The organism is Pimelobacter simplex, from assembly GCF_900114845.1.
GTDB lineage: Bacteria > Actinomycetota > Actinomycetes > Propionibacteriales > Nocardioidaceae > Nocardioides > Nocardioides simplex.
The window spans coordinates 769,213-784,410 of sequence record NZ_FOUK01000003.1 but is presented as its reverse complement, the minus strand read 5'-3'; the positions used below and the strand labels follow the sequence as shown (position 1 = coordinate 784,410).

At 73.5% G+C, this 15,198-nt stretch carries 12 protein-coding genes; 7 read left to right on the top strand and 5 right to left on the bottom strand.

Going from position 1 to position 15,198, the window contains the following annotated elements:
• The first annotated feature begins 77 nt into the window (after positions 1-77).
• Positions 78-845 (top strand): hypothetical protein, encoded by a 768-nt coding sequence (locus BM223_RS16490; protein WP_038679785.1) that lies wholly within the window; start codon positions 78-80, stop codon positions 843-845.
• Here the strand turns inward: BM223_RS16490 and BM223_RS16485 are convergent, their stop codons facing one another.
• A complete protein-coding gene (locus BM223_RS16485; protein ID WP_038679784.1) occupies positions 846-1,514 on the bottom strand; it encodes a thymidine kinase in 669 nt (222 codons plus the stop codon).
• A 134-nt stretch (positions 1,515-1,648) separates the two neighbouring features.
• Between BM223_RS16485 and BM223_RS29085 the strand changes: the two genes are divergently transcribed.
• Both BM223_RS29085 and BM223_RS16475 read left to right on the top strand, forming a co-directional pair.
• Positions 1,649-2,872 (top strand): lysozyme family protein, encoded by a 1,224-nt coding sequence (locus tag BM223_RS29085; RefSeq protein WP_052138779.1) that lies wholly within the window; start codon positions 1,649-1,651, stop codon positions 2,870-2,872.
• 10 nt (positions 2,873-2,882) lie between these two features.
• Positions 2,883-4,910 (top strand): M3 family metallopeptidase, encoded by a 2,028-nt coding sequence (locus BM223_RS16475; RefSeq protein WP_038684684.1) that lies wholly within the window; start codon positions 2,883-2,885, stop codon positions 4,908-4,910.
• Between the two features lies 1 nt (position 4,911).
• Here BM223_RS16475 and BM223_RS30085 read toward each other — a convergent pair whose 3' ends face one another.
• The 4 genes from BM223_RS30085 to BM223_RS16455 all read right to left on the bottom strand — a co-directional run bounded on the left by BM223_RS30085 (position 4,912) and on the right by BM223_RS16455 (position 8,349).
• The gene (locus tag BM223_RS30085; RefSeq protein WP_052138778.1) at positions 4,912-5,640 is read right to left on the bottom strand and encodes a CatB-related O-acetyltransferase; all 729 of its coding nucleotides are present in this window, start codon (positions 5,638-5,640) and stop codon (positions 4,912-4,914) included.
• A gap of 31 nt (positions 5,641-5,671) precedes the next feature.
• Positions 5,672-6,829: a PQQ-dependent sugar dehydrogenase gene (locus tag BM223_RS16465; RefSeq protein ID WP_038679783.1), complete on the bottom strand. Its 1,158-nt coding sequence runs from the start codon at positions 6,827-6,829 to the stop codon at positions 5,672-5,674.
• A gap of 36 nt (positions 6,830-6,865) precedes the next feature.
• Positions 6,866-7,732 carry a 3-methyl-2-oxobutanoate hydroxymethyltransferase gene (panB, locus tag BM223_RS16460; RefSeq protein WP_038679782.1) on the bottom strand — a complete coding sequence of 289 codons (867 nt, stop codon included), beginning with the start codon at positions 7,730-7,732 and terminating at the stop codon, positions 6,866-6,868.
• Positions 7,733-7,842: 110 nt separating this feature from the next.
• Entirely contained in the window at positions 7,843-8,349 is a 507-nt protein-coding gene (locus tag BM223_RS16455; protein WP_038679781.1) for a VOC family protein, read from the bottom strand.
• Positions 8,350-8,461: 112 nt separating this feature from the next.
• Here BM223_RS16455 and BM223_RS29525 point away from each other — a divergent pair, with 112 nt between their 5' ends.
• The 4 genes from BM223_RS29525 (at position 8,462) to BM223_RS16435 (ending at position 15,185) form a co-directional block, all read left to right on the top strand.
• Positions 8,462-10,144 carry a SigE family RNA polymerase sigma factor gene (locus BM223_RS29525; RefSeq protein ID WP_075018641.1) on the top strand — a complete coding sequence of 561 codons (1,683 nt, stop codon included), beginning with the start codon at positions 8,462-8,464 and terminating at the stop codon, positions 10,142-10,144.
• A gap of 10 nt (positions 10,145-10,154) precedes the next feature.
• Complete coding sequence (locus BM223_RS16445; RefSeq protein ID WP_038679780.1) at positions 10,155-12,161, top strand: NAD(+) synthase; 2,007 nt, start codon at positions 10,155-10,157, stop codon at positions 12,159-12,161.
• Between the two features lie 79 nt (positions 12,162-12,240).
• The gene (locus BM223_RS16440) at positions 12,241-14,517 is read left to right on the top strand and encodes a putative bifunctional diguanylate cyclase/phosphodiesterase (RefSeq protein WP_143128558.1); all 2,277 of its coding nucleotides are present in this window, start codon (positions 12,241-12,243) and stop codon (positions 14,515-14,517) included.
• Positions 14,514-15,185, top strand: coding sequence for a hypothetical protein (locus BM223_RS16435; protein WP_052138776.1), 672 nt, complete (start codon positions 14,514-14,516; stop codon positions 15,183-15,185). Before BM223_RS16440 ends, BM223_RS16435 begins: the two co-directional genes overlap by 4 nt.
• Positions 15,186-15,198: the final 13 nt, after the last annotated feature.

Below are 15,198 nucleotides of genomic sequence, written 5' to 3'. Positions count from 1 at the left end.
CGCGGCGTCCGGTTGGCGGAGGCGGATCTCGGCAAAACGCCTCCGCCGACCGGGCCGGGGTCCTAAGTTCGAATTTCATGAGGACCCCCCACAGAATCGCAGCGCTCGCCGCTGCCGTCATCGCGCCGGTCGCCTTCGTCGCCCCGGCCGCCCACGCGGACTCGACCTCCACCGGGACGATCGAGACCAGCGACCCGCAGATGAACTTCCTCGAGCCGGACCCGAACACCGACCAGTGCGTCAAGGCCGTGGATCCGGGCAACCAGACCGCCCACTACGACACGGTGGCGTTCGTCTCGAAGACCAACGGGCCGCGCCGGATCACGGTCCGGAGCACCCTCCCCACGCCGGTGCCGTTCGCCATCTACGCCTACCGCAACGGCACCTGCGTCGCCGCCGACTACATGCCGGACGACGCCGCAGAGGCTTCCCAGGGCGTCACCGACCTCGACAACATCGTCTTCGCCAAGGGCGACCGGGTGACGATCAAGTTCTTCGCCCTCGGCCCGACCGGCATCCCGTGGCGGCTCGACATCCTCCAGCCCGGTTCCGCGAACGCGGTGGCCGTGGGCAAGGGCAAGTCGTACGTGAAGCTGCCGGAGCAGGTGTCGTGCGGCAGCAAGAAGGCCACGGTTCAGGTGGCCGGCAAGGCGAAGGCGCGCAAGATCAAGTCGATCACCTTCACTGCCGGTGGCAAGAAGGTCGCGGCGGTCAAGGGCGTGCGGGCGCGGCAGAACATCAAGCTCAAGGGCATCCCGGCGTCGGCGACGTCGATCAAGGCGGTCGTGAAGCTCAAGGGTGGCGGCAAGGCCAAGGTCACCCGGGCCTACAGCGCCTGCCGCTGATCAGGAGAACGGCAGCGGCTCCGGCGAGAGGCTGACCGCGCGGGCTCGGGCCGCGGTCAGCCCACGCCGGTGGTGCTGGCGGCAGAGGACCTCGTAGGCGACCTCGACCTCGTCGTCGACGGCGGGCACCTGCTCGGTGGGGTCGACGTCGCCGACGACGACGACCTCTCCCTCGGTGACCATGACGCCGTTCTCGGTGCGGGCGTTGTGGGTGGCGCGCTTGCCGCACCAGCAGAGGGCCTCGACCTGGAGGACCTCGGTGCGGTCGGCGAGCTCGACGAGGCGGGCCGCGCCGGGGAAGAGGCGGGTGCGGAAGTCGGTGAGGATGCCGAAGCAGAAGACGTCGATCTGGAGCTCGTCGACGACCTTGGCCAGCTGGTCGATCTGGTCGGGCGTGTAGAACTGCGCCTCGTCGCAGATCATGTAGTCGATCCGCGCGCCCTGGGTGAGGGCCTCGACGGTGTAGCGCCAGAAGTCGAAGGCGCCGTCGACCTCCTGGGCGTGGGCGCTGAGGCCGAGGCGTGAGGAGACGATCGCGACGCCGGCCCGGTCGTGCGAGGTGAAGAGGCGGCCGACCCGGCCGCGCGCGGCGTGGTTGTGGTTGGTCTGCAGCGCCAGGGTCGACTTCCCGGTGTCCATCGTCCCGGTGCGGAAGGTCAGCTCGGCCACCCGCGCATCCTCTCATCGCCCCAAGATTGGGGACGCGTCGGCGCCGGGTCGGTGAAGTTCTGGTGAAACGGGTGCGCTCGGGGCCAACCGGGCGAACACTGGGACTCCAGCCCGACTCAAGGGAGGTGGGGGACGTGGGGGACGTCGCCGCACTCGTACGACGTGGCGCTCGGCGCGCCCTCCTGCTCGCCGTGGTGCTCGCGCTCGTCGCGGTCGTGCTCGCCACCACCGGGATCCTGGACCGCGGTGGGCCGCCGCGGCCGAGCGCCGGTCCGGCCGCCCCGGACACCGCGGCGCCGACCCCGGCCGCGCCGTCGCCCGCGCCCGTCGTCCCGGCTCCCGCGACCGTCGACCCGCCGGCCGCTCCGGCTCCGGCCGCGAGTGCGGACCGGACCGCGACGGTCCAGGCCGCCGGCCTCCTCGTCGTCCCCGAGATCGACGCGCGGCCGGCCGCCGACCGGCTGGCCGCGGCCCCGCTCCCGGCGGTGACCGCCTACCAGCGGGCCGCGACGGTCATCGACACGGCGACGACGTGCCACCTCGACTGGCTGGTGCTCGCGGCGCTCGGCCGGATCGAGTCCGGTCACGGGCTGGGCCTCGGTGAGCCCGGCGCCTACCGGGTGACGGCGAAGGGCCGGGTCCGCCCGGCGTACTACGGGCGGCCGCTCAACGGCCGCGGCGGCCGCTCCGCGGTCTCCGACACCGACGGCGGTCGCCTCGACGCGCGCCCCCTGTGGGACGCGCCGGTCGGGCCGATGGGACTCCTCCCGGCCACCTGGAGCACCGTGGCGGTCGACGCCGACGGCGACTCCGTCCGCGACCCGCAGGACCTCGACGACGCCGCGCTCGGTGCCGCCGTCCTGCTCTGCGCCGAGGGCCACGACCTGGCCCGGCCGAAGGCGCTGCGCAAGGCCCTCGGGAGGTACGACGCCACGAAGGGCTTCCCGGCCGCCGTGCGGCGCCTGGTGGCCGGATACGAGAAGGACCTGGCCGCGACGACGGTGCTGCTCCCGGGCTCAGGGCTCGCGCCGGTCCCGGCCGACCTCGTCGACGGCACCGTGCCCGCGATGACCGCCCGGACGCCGGAGAAGAAGTTCGTCCGCGCCCCCGAGCCCACGCTGGTCACCCCGCCGAAGCCGACGCCGGCCCCGCAGCCGACGCCCACCCCGGAACCGGAGCCGGAGCCCACGCCCGAGCCCACGCCCGAGCCCACGCCCGAGCCGACGCCCGAGCCCAAGCCCACACCGGAGCCGACCCCGGACCCCCAGGACGACCCGACCCCCACCCAGGAGCCGACCCAGGAGCCCGCTCCCGAGCCCGCCCCGGAGCCGACGCCGGAGTCCGGCCCGGCGTCCTAGAGTGGGGTCCGTGACGACGGACGCACTTCTCGGGACCAGCGACCTGCCCCACCAGCTGCCGCGGTTCGCGGCCATCACCGACGACGACTACGCGCCCGCGGTCGCGACCGCGATGGCCGAGCAGATCGCGGCGATCGAGGCGATCGCCGCCGATCCGGAGCCACCGACGTTCGCCAACACGCTGGAGCCGCTGGAGCGCAGCGGCGTCCGGCTCGGTCGGGTGCTGCGGGTGTTCGGCAACAAGGCCAGCGCCGACTCCAACCCGGCGATCGACGCCGTCCGGGCGGAGCTCGCGCCCCGGCTGGCCGCGCACAGCGACGCGATCCTGCTCGACCCGGCGCTGTGGGAGCGGCTCCAGGCGGTCCATGCCGACCGGGGCGCGCTCGACGCGGAGGCGGCGTACCTGGTCGAGCGCTACGTCACCGAGTTCCGGCTCGCGGGCGCGGCGCTCGGCGACGACGACAAGGCGCGGCTGCGGGCGCTCAACGAGGAGATCTCGACCAAGGAGACCGCCTTCGAGCTCGCCCTCCAGGCCGACAGCAACGACCTCGCGGTCGTGGTCGGCGACCCGGCGCAGCTCGACGGGCTCACTCCGGGCGAGGTGTCCGCGGCGGCCGCGGCGGCGGAGTCGCGCGGGCTGACCGGCCAGCACCTGCTCACGCTCGTGCTGCCGACGGCCCACCCGCACCTGGCCTCCCTGACCGACCGCGACCTGCGCCGCCGGCTCTCCGAGGCCCAGCGCAGTCGTGGCAGCCGCGGGGGCGAGCACGACACCCGGGCGCTGGCGCTCGCCATCCTCCGGCTGCGCGCGGAGCGCGCCCGGCTGCTCGGCTTCGACAACCACGCCGCCGTGGTGACCGCCGACAACACCGCCGGGACGCCGAAGGCGGTCCGCTCGCTCCTCGAGCGGCTCGCCGCGCCGGCCGCCCGCAACGCCCGCCGCGAGCAGGAGGCGCTCTCCGAGGAGGCCGGCTTCGCGGTCGAGCCCTGGGACTGGCCCTACTACGCCGAGAAGGTCCGCACCGCCCGGTACGACGTCGACCTGGCCGCGCTGCGACCGTGGTTCGAGGCGGAGCGGGTGCTGCGCGACGGCGTCTTCTTCGCCGCCGAGCGACTCTACGGCCTCAGCTTCACCGAGCGCCCGGACCTGCCGGGCTACCACCCCGACGTCCGGGTCTTCGAGGTGAGCCGCGACGGCACGCCCATCGGGCTCTACCTGCTCGACCTCTACACCCGCGACTCCAAGCGCGGCGGGGCCTGGATGAGCAGCTTCGTCACGCCCTCGACCCTGCTCGGCGTCGAGTCCGCGGTCGTGTTCAACAACCTCAACGTGCCGAAGCCCGCCGCGGGTGAGGCCACGCTGCTGACCTGGGACGAGACCCGCACGCTCTTCCACGAGTTCGGCCACGCGCTGCACGGGCTGCTGGCCCGCGCGACCTACCCCAAGTTCGGCGGGACGGCGGTCTTCCGCGACTTCGTCGAGTACCCGTCGCAGGTCAACGAGATGTGGATCCTCTGGCCCGAGGTGCTCGCGAACTACGCGGTGCACCACGAGACCGGCGAGCCGATCCCGGCCGAGGTGGTCGAGCGGCTGCGTGCGGCCGAGACGTTCAACGAGGGGTTCGCGACGAGCGAGTACCTCGCCGCCGCGCTGATCGACCTCGCCTGGCACGAGCTCGGTCCCGACGAGGTGCCGTCCGACGTCGCCGAGGTCGCGGCGTTCGAGCAGCGGACCCTGGCCGGCGCGGGCCTCGACAACGCGGCGGTGCCGCCGCGCTACTCGACGCCCTACTTCGCGCACAGCTTCAGCTCGGGCTACGCCTCCGCCTACTACTCCTACATCTGGAGCGAGCTGCTCGACGCCGACACGGTCGCCTGGTTCAAGGACAACGGCGGCCTGACCCGTGAGAACGGCGACCAGTACCTGCGCCACGTGATCGGGATCGGGGGCACCCGCGACCCGCTGGAGTCCTACGAGGAGTGGCGCGGACGGCCGGCGCCGATCGAGCCGCTGCTCGCCCGGCGCGGGCTCGACTGAGTCAGGACCGGCGCCAGCGCGACCGCGGCGCCGGGCTGGGGGCAGTCGGCGGGGCTTCCTCATAGGTGCGCCACTCGCCCTCGTACGGCGTCAGCCCGTCCTCGTCGATCCGCCGGCGCAGCTCGGCCACGGCGGCGCGCGGGTCGTCGAACCGCAGCCCGGCCAGCTGGTTCGGGCTGAAGCGCCACCAGGCGACGTCGAGGAGGTCGGCGACGAGCTCCGGCTCGAAGCGGTAGCGGATCACTTTCGCGGCGACCCCGCCCACGATGGCGTACGGCGGCACGTCGCGGGTCACGACCGCGCCCGCGGCGACGACGGCCCCGTCGCCGACGTGGACGCCGCGGAGCACGACCGCGTTCGCGCCGATCCAGACGTCGTTGCCGATGGTCGCGGGAGGGCGGCTGAAGCCCTCGGCCCTCAGGGGCGCGCCGTCGTCGGCGGAGGGATGCCAGCCGAACCGGCTGCCGTCGTACTGGAAGGGCGAGGTGGACAGCCAGCCGGTGGGGTGGTCGGGCTCGCCGATCCGCACGCCGGCGGCCAGCGAGCAGTAGCGGCCGATCGAGGAGCAGCTGTCGATCACACCGCCGACGAGATAGCTGAACGCGCCGATCTCGAGCGCGGTCTTGGAGACCGTCGGGCCCATGAACCGGACCGGCCCCTCGATACGCACCCGCGAGACTCGCTGGTGCTTCAGCCGGGCGCGGCCCTCGACGTGCGGCGTCTGCGACATGACGGCGATGCTGTCATATCGCCGGCCCGGCTCAGCCGGTCGGCCGCACCCGCAGCAGGACGTCGTGACCGTCGCCGTTGTCGGTGGTCACCAGCAGCGACCCGTCGCGGGCCGCGGTGACGTCGCGCAGCCGCCCGAAGCGGCGCAGCTCGGTGGGGGCGGCGGTCCAGCGCAGCACGCCCTTGCGGTTGAACCGCACGAACAGCAGCCGCTGGTCCTTGAGGACGGCGACGGCGAGCGCGCCGTCGTAGCGTCCCCAGGCGGCGCCCCGGACGAAGGCCGCGCCGGACGGCGCGATCGTCGGGTCGCCCGAGCGCCAGCGGGCGGCGAGCTGCTTGCCGGGCAGCCGCTGGTCGGTCATGGGGCGCTCCTCGTTGTAGCCGGGCACCGGGTTCCAGCCGTAGTTGCCGCGCTTGCGGATCAGGTTGATCTCGTCGTCGCGGTAGGAGCCGTGCTCGACCGACCACAGCGTGCCGTCGGCGCGCTGGGCCAACCCCTGGACGTTGCGGTGGCCGTAGCTGAGGACGTAGCGGCGCTTGCCCTTGCGGTCGGCCCACGGGTTGGTGGGCCACGCGCGTCCCGTCATCCGGTCGATCCGCAGCACCTTGCCGCCGAGCGAGCGGAGGCTCTGGGGGTTGCGCCCCTTGGCCGCGTCGCCGGTGCCGACGACGAGCGCCCCGTTGCGCATCACGAGCAGCCGACAGCCGCCGTGCCGGCCGATGCTGTTGGACGGCAGCCCGGTGAGCAGGGTGCGGACCGCGGTGGCGCGGGTGAGGCCGGCGTCGAGGGTCCAGGCGATGACCCGGATGTCGTGGCGTCCGCCTGCCAGGCGCCAGCCGGCGCAGGTGTAGATCCGCCGGTTGGCGCTGAACTGCGGGTCGACCGCGAGGCCGAGCAGCCCGGTCTCGCCGCGGGCCCAGACGCTCGCGCTGGGGAAGCCCAGGTCGCGGTGGCTGCCGGTGGCCGGGTCGACCAGGGTCAGGGCGCGCCGCTCGCGCTGGGTGACGAGCAGCTCGCCGGTGGGCAGCTCGGCGACCTCCCACGGGTGGTCGAGGCCGTCGGCGACGACGCCGACCTGCAGTGCCGGGGCGGCCGTCCGGCCGGGCTCGTCGGCGCGGCAGCCCGCGGCCGAGAGGGTGGTGGCGAGCAGGGCGAGGACCGGCAGGACGACGAGACGACGCACGCGCATGCGACGACGCTACGCCGTCCCGCCGGTCGGCGCGCGCTAGAAGGTGTGCTCCTCGGCCGGGAAAGCGCCGGACTTCACCTCGGTGTCGTAGGCGCGGGCGGCGTCGAGCAGCGTGGTGCGCAGGTCGGCGTACTGCTTCACGAACCGGGGGAGCCGGCCGGTGCGCAGGCCGAAGGCGTCCTGCCAGACGAGGACCTGGCCGTCGCACTGGTTGCCCGCGCCGATGCCGATGGTCGGGATCTCGAGCTTGGCGGTGACCTCGGCGGCGACGTCGCCGGGCACCATCTCCATGACGACGGCGAACGCGCCGGCCTCCTGGACCGCCTCGGCGTCGCGCAGGATCCGGTCGGCGGTCGCGCCGCGGCCCTGCACCCGGTAGCCGCCGAGCGTGTGCTCGGACTGGGGGGTGAAGCCGATGTGGGCCATCACCGGGATGCCGCCGCGCGTCATCCGCTCGATCTGCGGGGCCATCTCGGCACCGCCCTCGAGCTTGACGCAGTGCGCCTCGGCCTCCTTCATGAACCGGGCGGCCGTCAGGTACCCCTGCTCGGGCGAGGCCTGGTACGAGCCGAACGGCAGGTCGCCGACGACGAGCGCCCGCGAGACCGAGCGGCTCACGGCCCGGGTCAGGGGGAGCAGCTCGTCGACCGTGACCGGCAGCGAGGTGGTGTTGCCGAAGACGTTGTTGGACGCGCTGTCGCCGACGAGGAGGATCTCGATCCCGGCCTCGTCGAAGATCTGCGCGGTGTACTGGTCGTAGCTGGTGAGCATGGAGAAGCGCTCGCCGCGCTGCTTCATCTCACGCAGGTGATGGGTGCGGATCCGCTTGATCGGCGCGGACGCGCTCGCGGCAGGTGCCGCGGGACCGCCGTAGGGGGCGGCTTCTTCGGGGGCGTTGCTCATCGTCGAGCTCCGTTTCTGGTGACTCGCGGCCCGCAGCAGCGGGTCCACGTTCGTTGACGGACACCGACGAGGCTAGTCGTGGACCGCCCCGGTGCGCGCTGTGTGCTCGGTCACCCCGGAGCCGCCGTACCGACCGCCGCGTCGGCCGCCGCCTCGAGCTCGGCGACGACGATGCGGCGCATGCCGAGCATCGCCCGGGTGGCGGCCATCGCCCGCTCCGGGACGGGGTCGGCGACGAGCTCGTACAGCCGCACCGGCACGATCTGCCAGGACAGCCCGAACCGGTCCTTGAGCCACCCGCACACCGACTCCTCGCCGCCGTCGGCGAGCGAGTCCCAGTAGTAGTCGACCTCGGACTGGTCGCGGCAGGCGATCGAGAACGAGATCGCCTCGGTGAACGGGAACGCGGGCCCGCCGTTGATCCCCCGGAACGTCATCCCGTCGAGCGTGAACTCCCCGGCCATCACGCTGCCGGGCGTGCCGGGGCCGGCGTCGCCGTAGCGGCTGAGGTGGTCGATCGAGGAGTTCGGGAAGATGCCCGTGTAGAAGCGCGCCGCCTCTTCCAGCGTGTCGTCGAACCACAGGCACGGCTGGATCGGGCTCCTCGTGATGCTCATGCGGAGGGAGACCGCCGCCGTGCGCGGGACTCATCGGCCCGCCGGCAGGTCGCGCCAACCATCCGGGCCGGGTTCGCGTTGGATGGGTGGACGGACCGGAGGACGCAACCCCATGGACGACGACTTCACCGCCTGGGCGGCGGGCGCGGAGCAGGCGCTGCTGCGCTCGGCGTACCTCCTCACGGGGGACCTGCACCGGGCCGAGGACCTCGTCCAGGAGGCGCTCGTCAAGGTGGCACTGCGCTGGCGGCGGCTGCGCGCCGGCCACCCGACGGCGTACGCGCGGCGGATCATCGCCAACGACCACATCTCGCTGTGGCGCCGGCACGGGCGGGAGGTGCCGGTCGCCGCGCTCCACGACGGGGCGTCCGCCGTCTCGTCCGACCCCGAGGCGGTGCTCGTGGTGCAGAAGGCGCTGGCCCGGCTCACGCCGTCGCAGCGCGCGGTGGTCGTGCTGCGGCACTTCGACGACCTGAGCGAGCAGGAGACCGCCGAGGCGCTCGGCGTCTCGGTGGGCACGGTCAAGAGCCAGAACGCGGCCGCGCTGACCCGGTTGCGGACGGGCGCCCCCGAGCTGCTCGACCTGGTGGTGCCCACCGGCCTGGGGGAGCGGGCGGCGCGCGAGGCCGGCCGCCGGACCCAGCGGCGGGTGCTCGGCGGGACGGCGGTCGCCGTCGTGCTGGTGCTGCTGGCCGGCGTCCTGGTGCTGCGCGGCGGCGGGGACGCCGAGCCGCCGCCCATCGCGCCGACCACGGCGCCGACCAGTGCGCCGACCAGTGCGCCGACCGATCCGGCGTCGGCCGCGCCGGGCGTCGAGCAGTGGGACCCGTTCACGGTGCCCCGCGCCCCGGTCCGCGCCTCGATGCTGCCGCGCCGCCTCGACCCGCCGCCCGCCGGCACGGTGCCGAACGTCCGCGACGAACCACTGCCGGGCGGCGCGGTGCTCGCGTGGCCCGAGCGCGGCGCCGACCTGCGCCTGCTCGGCGCCGACGGCACCTGGCGCTGCGTCAAGGGGACCGGCGACCTGCTCGCCGACACGCTCGGCGGCACCGTCGTCCCCGCCCTGTCGGACGACGGCACGCAGGTCGCGTTCGCCACGTACGACGGCATCCGGGTGGTCGACGTGACCGCCGGCGGCGCCGTCGGCGACCGGACCGTGCCCTGGCCGCAGCCCCTCGCCGAGCGCTGGGACAACCCGCCGGCGCTGACCTGGCTCCCGGACGGCGAGGGCTGGTTCGTGGCGCACTGGACCGGCGGCTGGCTGGTCCGTCCCGACGGGAGCGGCACGCGGGCGCCTTACGGCACCGCCGGCGGGACCTCCGTGAGGGTCGCGCGCGACGGCACCGTGGTCACGCAGCAGGAGGCCTTCCAGGGCTTCGACCTCTGGCAGGGGGATCGCCGGGTGCGGAGCCTGCCGTCCAACTACTGGGCGACGGGGATCGTCAGCGGTTTCGGCCGGATCGCGTTCGTCGGCGCGGGCACCCGGCTGCCCGCAGGCACGACCGGCCTGGTCGCGCTCGACGACACCACGGGTGACCTGGTCGCCGCGGCGATGGTGCCCGACCCGAGCTCGGTGTACGGCGACAACGGCTACCTCCGCACTGTCGGGCTGCTCGACGCCGACACCCTCCTGGCGCTGGTCGGGCCGATGAGGTTCGGCGAGATGGAGATCGGTGACGAGACCTGGCACCTCGTCGCGTGGCACCCGAGCACGGGTGCGTTCGAGCGGCTCACCAGCGGGCCGCCGTCGATGCGGGGCGTGAGCGTCGCGGTGGGTCCGCTGGCCGGTCCCTAGACTCGACCCCGTGGACTTCTACTCGGCCTATGCCCACGGGTTCGCCCGGGTCGCCGCGGTGACGCTGCCGGTCGCCGTCGCCGACCCGGCGACCAACGCCGCCCGCACGATCGAGCAGGCGCGGGCCTGCCACGACGAGGGGGTGGCGGTCGCCGTCTTCCCCGAGCTGGGGCTCACCGGCTACGCCGTCGACGACCTCTTCCTGCAGGACGTGCTCCTCGAGGCGGTGCACGCCGGGATCGCCGAGATCGTCGCGGCCTCGCGCGACCTGATGTCGATCCTGGTCGTGGGGGCGCCGCTGCGGCACGGCAACCGGCTGGTCAACTGCGGGGTGGTCATCCACCGCGGCACGGTGCTGGGGGTGGCGCCGAAGTCGTACCTGCCGACCTACCGGGAGTTCTACGAGCGGCGCTGGTTCGCGCCGGGCGACGACCTGCTCGGCCAGGAGATCGTGGTCGCCGGCGAGAGCGTCCCGCTCGGGCCCGACCTGATCTTCACCGCCACCGACGTGCCCGGGCTGCACCTGCACGTCGAGATCTGCGAGGACATGTGGGTGCCGGTGCCGCCGAGCGCGCAGGCCGCGCTCGCGGGGGCCACCGTGCTGGCCAACCTGTCGGGCAGCCCGATCACGATCGCCCGGGCCGAGGACCGGCACCTGCTGGCGCGCAGCGCGAGCGCCCGGTGCAGCGCGGCGTACGTCTACGCCGCCGCCGGGCAGGGCGAGTCGACCACGGACCTCTCGTGGGACGGCCAGACGATGGTCTACGAGCTGGGCGACCTGCTCGGCCAGAGCGAGCGGTTCCCCGACGGACCGCGCCGGACCGTCGTCGACGTCGACCTCGACCGGCTCCGGCAGGAGCGGCTGCGCCAGGGCACCTTCGACGACAACCGGCGGGGGACCGGCGTCGAGGCCGGTGACTTCCGCTGGATCGAGCTCACCCTCGACCCGCCGGCCGGCGACCTCGGGCTGCGGCGCAAGGTGGCCCGCCACCCGTTCGTGCCCGACGACCCGGCCCGGCTCGCGCAGGACTGCTACGAGGCCTACAACATCCAGGTCTCGGGCCTCGAGCAGCGGCTGTCCGCGATCGGCCAGCCCAAGATCGTGATCGGCGTCAGCGGCGGCCTCGACTCCACCCACGCGCTCATCGTGGCGGCCAAGGCGATGGACCGGCTCGGCCGCCCGCGCAGCGACATCCACGCGTTCACGATGCCGGGCTTCGCGACGGGCGACACCACGAAGTCGTACGCCACGCGGCTCTCGCTCGCGCTCGGCTGCACGTTCGAGGAGCTCGACATCAAGCCGGCCGCGCGGACCATGCTCGAGGGCCTCGGGCACCCCTTCTCCGACGGCGAGCCGGTCTACGACATCACGTTCGAGAACGTCCAGGCCGGGCTGCGCACCGACTACCTCTTCCGGCTGGCCAACCACCGCGGCGGCATCGTGCTCGGCACCGGCGACCTCTCCGAGCTCGCGCTCGGGTGGTGCACCTACGGCGTGGGCGACCAGATGTCGCACTACAACGTCAACGCCGGCGTGCCGAAGACGCTCATCCAGCACCTGATCCGCTGGGTGATCGACACCGACCAGCTCCACGACGGGCACTACGACGACGACGCCGACAAGGTGCTCCAGGCGATCCTCGAGCAGGAGATCACCCCGGAGCTGATCCCGGGTGGCGAGCAGCGCACCGAGGACTCGGTGGGGCCCTACGCGCTGCAGGACTTCACGCTCTACCACGTGCTGCGCCGCGGCTACCGGCCGAGCAAGATCGCCTTCCTGGCGCACCACGCGTGGGGGAGCGGCGAGGCGTCGTACGACCTGGCGACGATCCGCAAGTGGCTCGAGGTGTTCGTCCGCCGCTTCTTCAGCAGCCAGTTCAAGCGCTCGGCGCTGCCCAACGGGCCCAAGGTGAGCCCGGGTGGGACGATGTCACCCCGGGGCGACTGGCGGATGCCGTCCGACGCGAGCCCGGCCGCCTGGCTGGCCGAGCTGGCGGCAAACGTCCCGGAAGCGTAAGGATGGGGAAACACCTGCCGACAGGACACATGAGGGCCTGATCAGGCCCCTTTCAGGGGACGAGGGAGGTCGACGGGCCGTGGGTCGCAGGACAGCCACCGCCTCGGGTGCTCCCCGGGTCGCTGTCGCCGAGCGGGTGGTGGCGTACGCCTCGTGGGGCTGGCTGATCGTCGGGCTGCTGGTCAACCAGGTGGCCGCGTCGGCGACCCACCAGAGGAGCCAGACCATCCTGCTGGCGACGCTCACCGTCTTCTTCCCCATGCTGGTGCTGCGCCTGGCGCTCGCCGTCCGCCTCTACTCCGGGCGCCGGACCGGGCTGCTCCTGCTCCTGGCCGCGGTGACCGCGTGGGCGATCGGCTCGATGTCGGTCAACTCCGGCGGGGTGGCCACCCAGCACCAGTTCCCGGCGACCGGCGAGTGGTTCTTCCTGCTGTCCTACCTCGGGATGGCCGGCTACCTCATGCTCGACGTCGACCGGCGTCAGATGCAGCCCACCCGCGGGTGGCTCGACATCGCCGTGATCTGCGGCGGCACCTCGTGCGTCGCCTCGCTCCTGCTGGTCACGCCGATCCGGCTGGCCTCGGGGCAGGAGGGCGTCCCGCTGCTGCTGGCGATGATCTACCCGCTCGCCGACCTCGTGCTCGCGCTGGCCGTGCTGGGCCAGTCGCTGCTGCTGGCCCGGACGGACCTGGTGAAGTCGGTCATGCTCGGCGTCGCGTTCACGCTGCTGGCCGCGGCGGACTCCGCCTTCGCGCTGCAGGCCTCGGCCCGCACCTACGACTTCGGCAACATCAGCATCGCGCTGTGGGGCGGCGCCTTCGCGCTGCTGGTGACGGCGGCGTGCCGGCCGCCGACGCCCTTGATCCGGACCGTCCCCAAGGCGGCGGGCACCGCGGTGCTGGTGGCCGCGGGCGCGGTCGCGATGGCGGTGCTGATGATCCGGCCCGAGGAGGAGCTCGCCTACTACACGGTGCCCCCGGCCGTGTTCACGATGGTGACCGTGGCCTGGCGGATGGGCCTCGCCCTGCGCGACGCCAACCGGGCGACCGAGGCGTTCGCGCTGTCCCGCACCGACGACCTGACCAAGCTGCCGAACCGGCGGGCCGTGCGGGTGCGGCTGGAAGACAGCATCGCCGCCCGCGAACCGCTCGCCCTGATGCTGCTCGACCTCGACGGCTTCAAGGAGATCAACGACGCGCTCGGCCACCAGGTCGGCGACACCGTGCTGCGCCTGGTCGCGCTGCGGATGCGCGAGGCGGTCGGACCCCGCGACGTCGTGGCCCGCCTCGGCGGCGACGAGTTCGCGATCATCGTCCCCGGCTGCGACGAGATCGAGCTCATGGAGACCGCGCACGAGGTGCTCCGTGAGCTCGGCAAGCCGATCTCGGTCGACGGCATCGAGATCTGCCCGTCGGGCTCGATCGGCATCACGGTCGCCGGACCTGACGAGCCGGGCAGCGGCGAGATGCTGCGCCGGGCCGACGTCGCGATGTACCAGGCCAAGGCGACGAGCATGGGCGCGGCGCTCTACGACGTCGAGCTCGAGGACTTCTCGCGAGGCCGTCTGCAGCTGGCCGAGGAGCTGCGCAAGGGGATCGCCGACGGCCAGATCGAGGTCTGGTACCAGCCGCAGCTCGACGTCGCGTCGATGCGGATCTCCGGCCTCGAGGCGCTCGTGCGCTGGCGGCACCCGGTGCAGGGCGTGATCAGCCCGGTGTCCTTCCTGCCCGCCGCGCGCCGGGCCGGGCTGATGGCGGCGCTGTCCGAGACCATCGCGCGCCAGGCCGTGCGCGACCACCGGCGTCGCCTCGACGCCGGGGTCGACCTGCGCGTCGCGGTCAACTGCGCGCCCACCGAGCTGCTCGGCCAGGCCTTCCTCCCCCAGCTCTACGCGGCCATCGACGAGCACCAGATCCCCGCCGAGGGGCTGGTCCTGGAGATCACCGAGGACTCCTTCCTCGCCGACCCGCACCACACCCGCGAGGTGCTGATGGGCCTGCGCGAGCACGGCGTCCAGGTGTCGATCGACGACTACGGCACCGGGTTCTCGTCGCTGACCTACCTGCGCAACCTGCCGGTCCAGGAGCTCAAGATCGACCGCTCGCTGGTCCGCAACGTCGCCGTCGACGACCGCAGCCGCGAGATCGTGGCCTCGACGATCCAGCTCGCCCACGCCCTCGACATGCGCATCGTCGCCGAGGGCGTCGAGAACGCCGCCGACCTGGCGGCCCTCGCCGAGATGGGCATCGACACCGTCCAGGGCTACCACATCGCGCGGCCGATGCCGCCGACCGAGATCGACGAGTGGGTCCGGCATTGGCGTGCGGACGCGGCCGCGGTGATGATGCTGGGATGAACGCCGCCCCCCTGCGCTTCGTCCTCGATCCCGTCGGTGCCGAGCTGGAGGCCGCGCTGAAGTGCGAGGCCGACGTCTTCCTCGACACCTACGGCAACACCGCCGACGAGATGGACCGCGAGTACGGTCCCTACCTCGGCGCCACCGGCTTCATGACGGTGCTCGACGAGAACGACGAGGCCGTCGCGATGGCCCGCATCATCGAGCCCGGGCCGGCCGGCCTCAAGACGCTCAACGACACCGCCCGGGAGCCGTGGGGCGTCGACGGGCTCCGCTCGGCGCGCTCGGCCGGCGTCGACGTCGACAAGACCTGGGACATCGCCACGATCGCCGTCCGGCCGGGGTCGGGGCGGGGCGGGCTGTGCGCGGCCGCGCTCTACCACGGCATCGTCACCGCGGCGTTCGCCAACGGCGTCGAGTACGTCGTGATGATCATGGACTCCGGCGCGCGCCGGCTGCTCTCGGCGCTGGGCCTGCAGACCCAGGTGCTCCCGGCGACGTCCACGGGGGAGTACCTGGGCTCGCAGCGCAGCACCCCGCTGTGGGCGAACCTGCACCGGATGTTCGAGCGCCAGCGCCAGGCGGACCCGGACGCCTACCGGCTGATCTACCAGGGCATCGGCCTCGACGGCATCGCCCTGCCGACCGACTGGCGCCGGCGCTCCTGAGCCCCCGCGGCCC

Bases quoted from the DNA above. Each gene is read 5' to 3' on its own strand.
- BM223_RS16490 (WP_038679785.1), top strand. From the start codon at position 78: ATGAGGACCCCCCACAGAATCGCAGCGCTCGCCGCTGCCGTCATCGCG.
- BM223_RS30085 (WP_052138778.1), bottom strand. From the start codon at position 5,640: ATGTCGCAGACGCCGCACGTCGAGGGCCGCGCCCGGCTGAAGCACCAG.
- BM223_RS16465 (WP_038679783.1), bottom strand. From the start codon at position 6,829: ATGCGCGTGCGTCGTCTCGTCGTCCTGCCGGTCCTCGCCCTGCTCGCC.
- panB (WP_038679782.1), bottom strand. From the start codon at position 7,732: ATGAGCAACGCCCCCGAAGAAGCCGCCCCCTACGGCGGTCCCGCGGCA.
- BM223_RS16455 (WP_038679781.1), bottom strand. From the start codon at position 8,349: ATGAGCATCACGAGGAGCCCGATCCAGCCGTGCCTGTGGTTCGACGAC.
- BM223_RS29525 (WP_075018641.1), top strand. From the start codon at position 8,462: ATGGACGACGACTTCACCGCCTGGGCGGCGGGCGCGGAGCAGGCGCTG.
- BM223_RS16435 (WP_052138776.1), top strand. From the start codon at position 14,514: ATGAACGCCGCCCCCCTGCGCTTCGTCCTCGATCCCGTCGGTGCCGAG.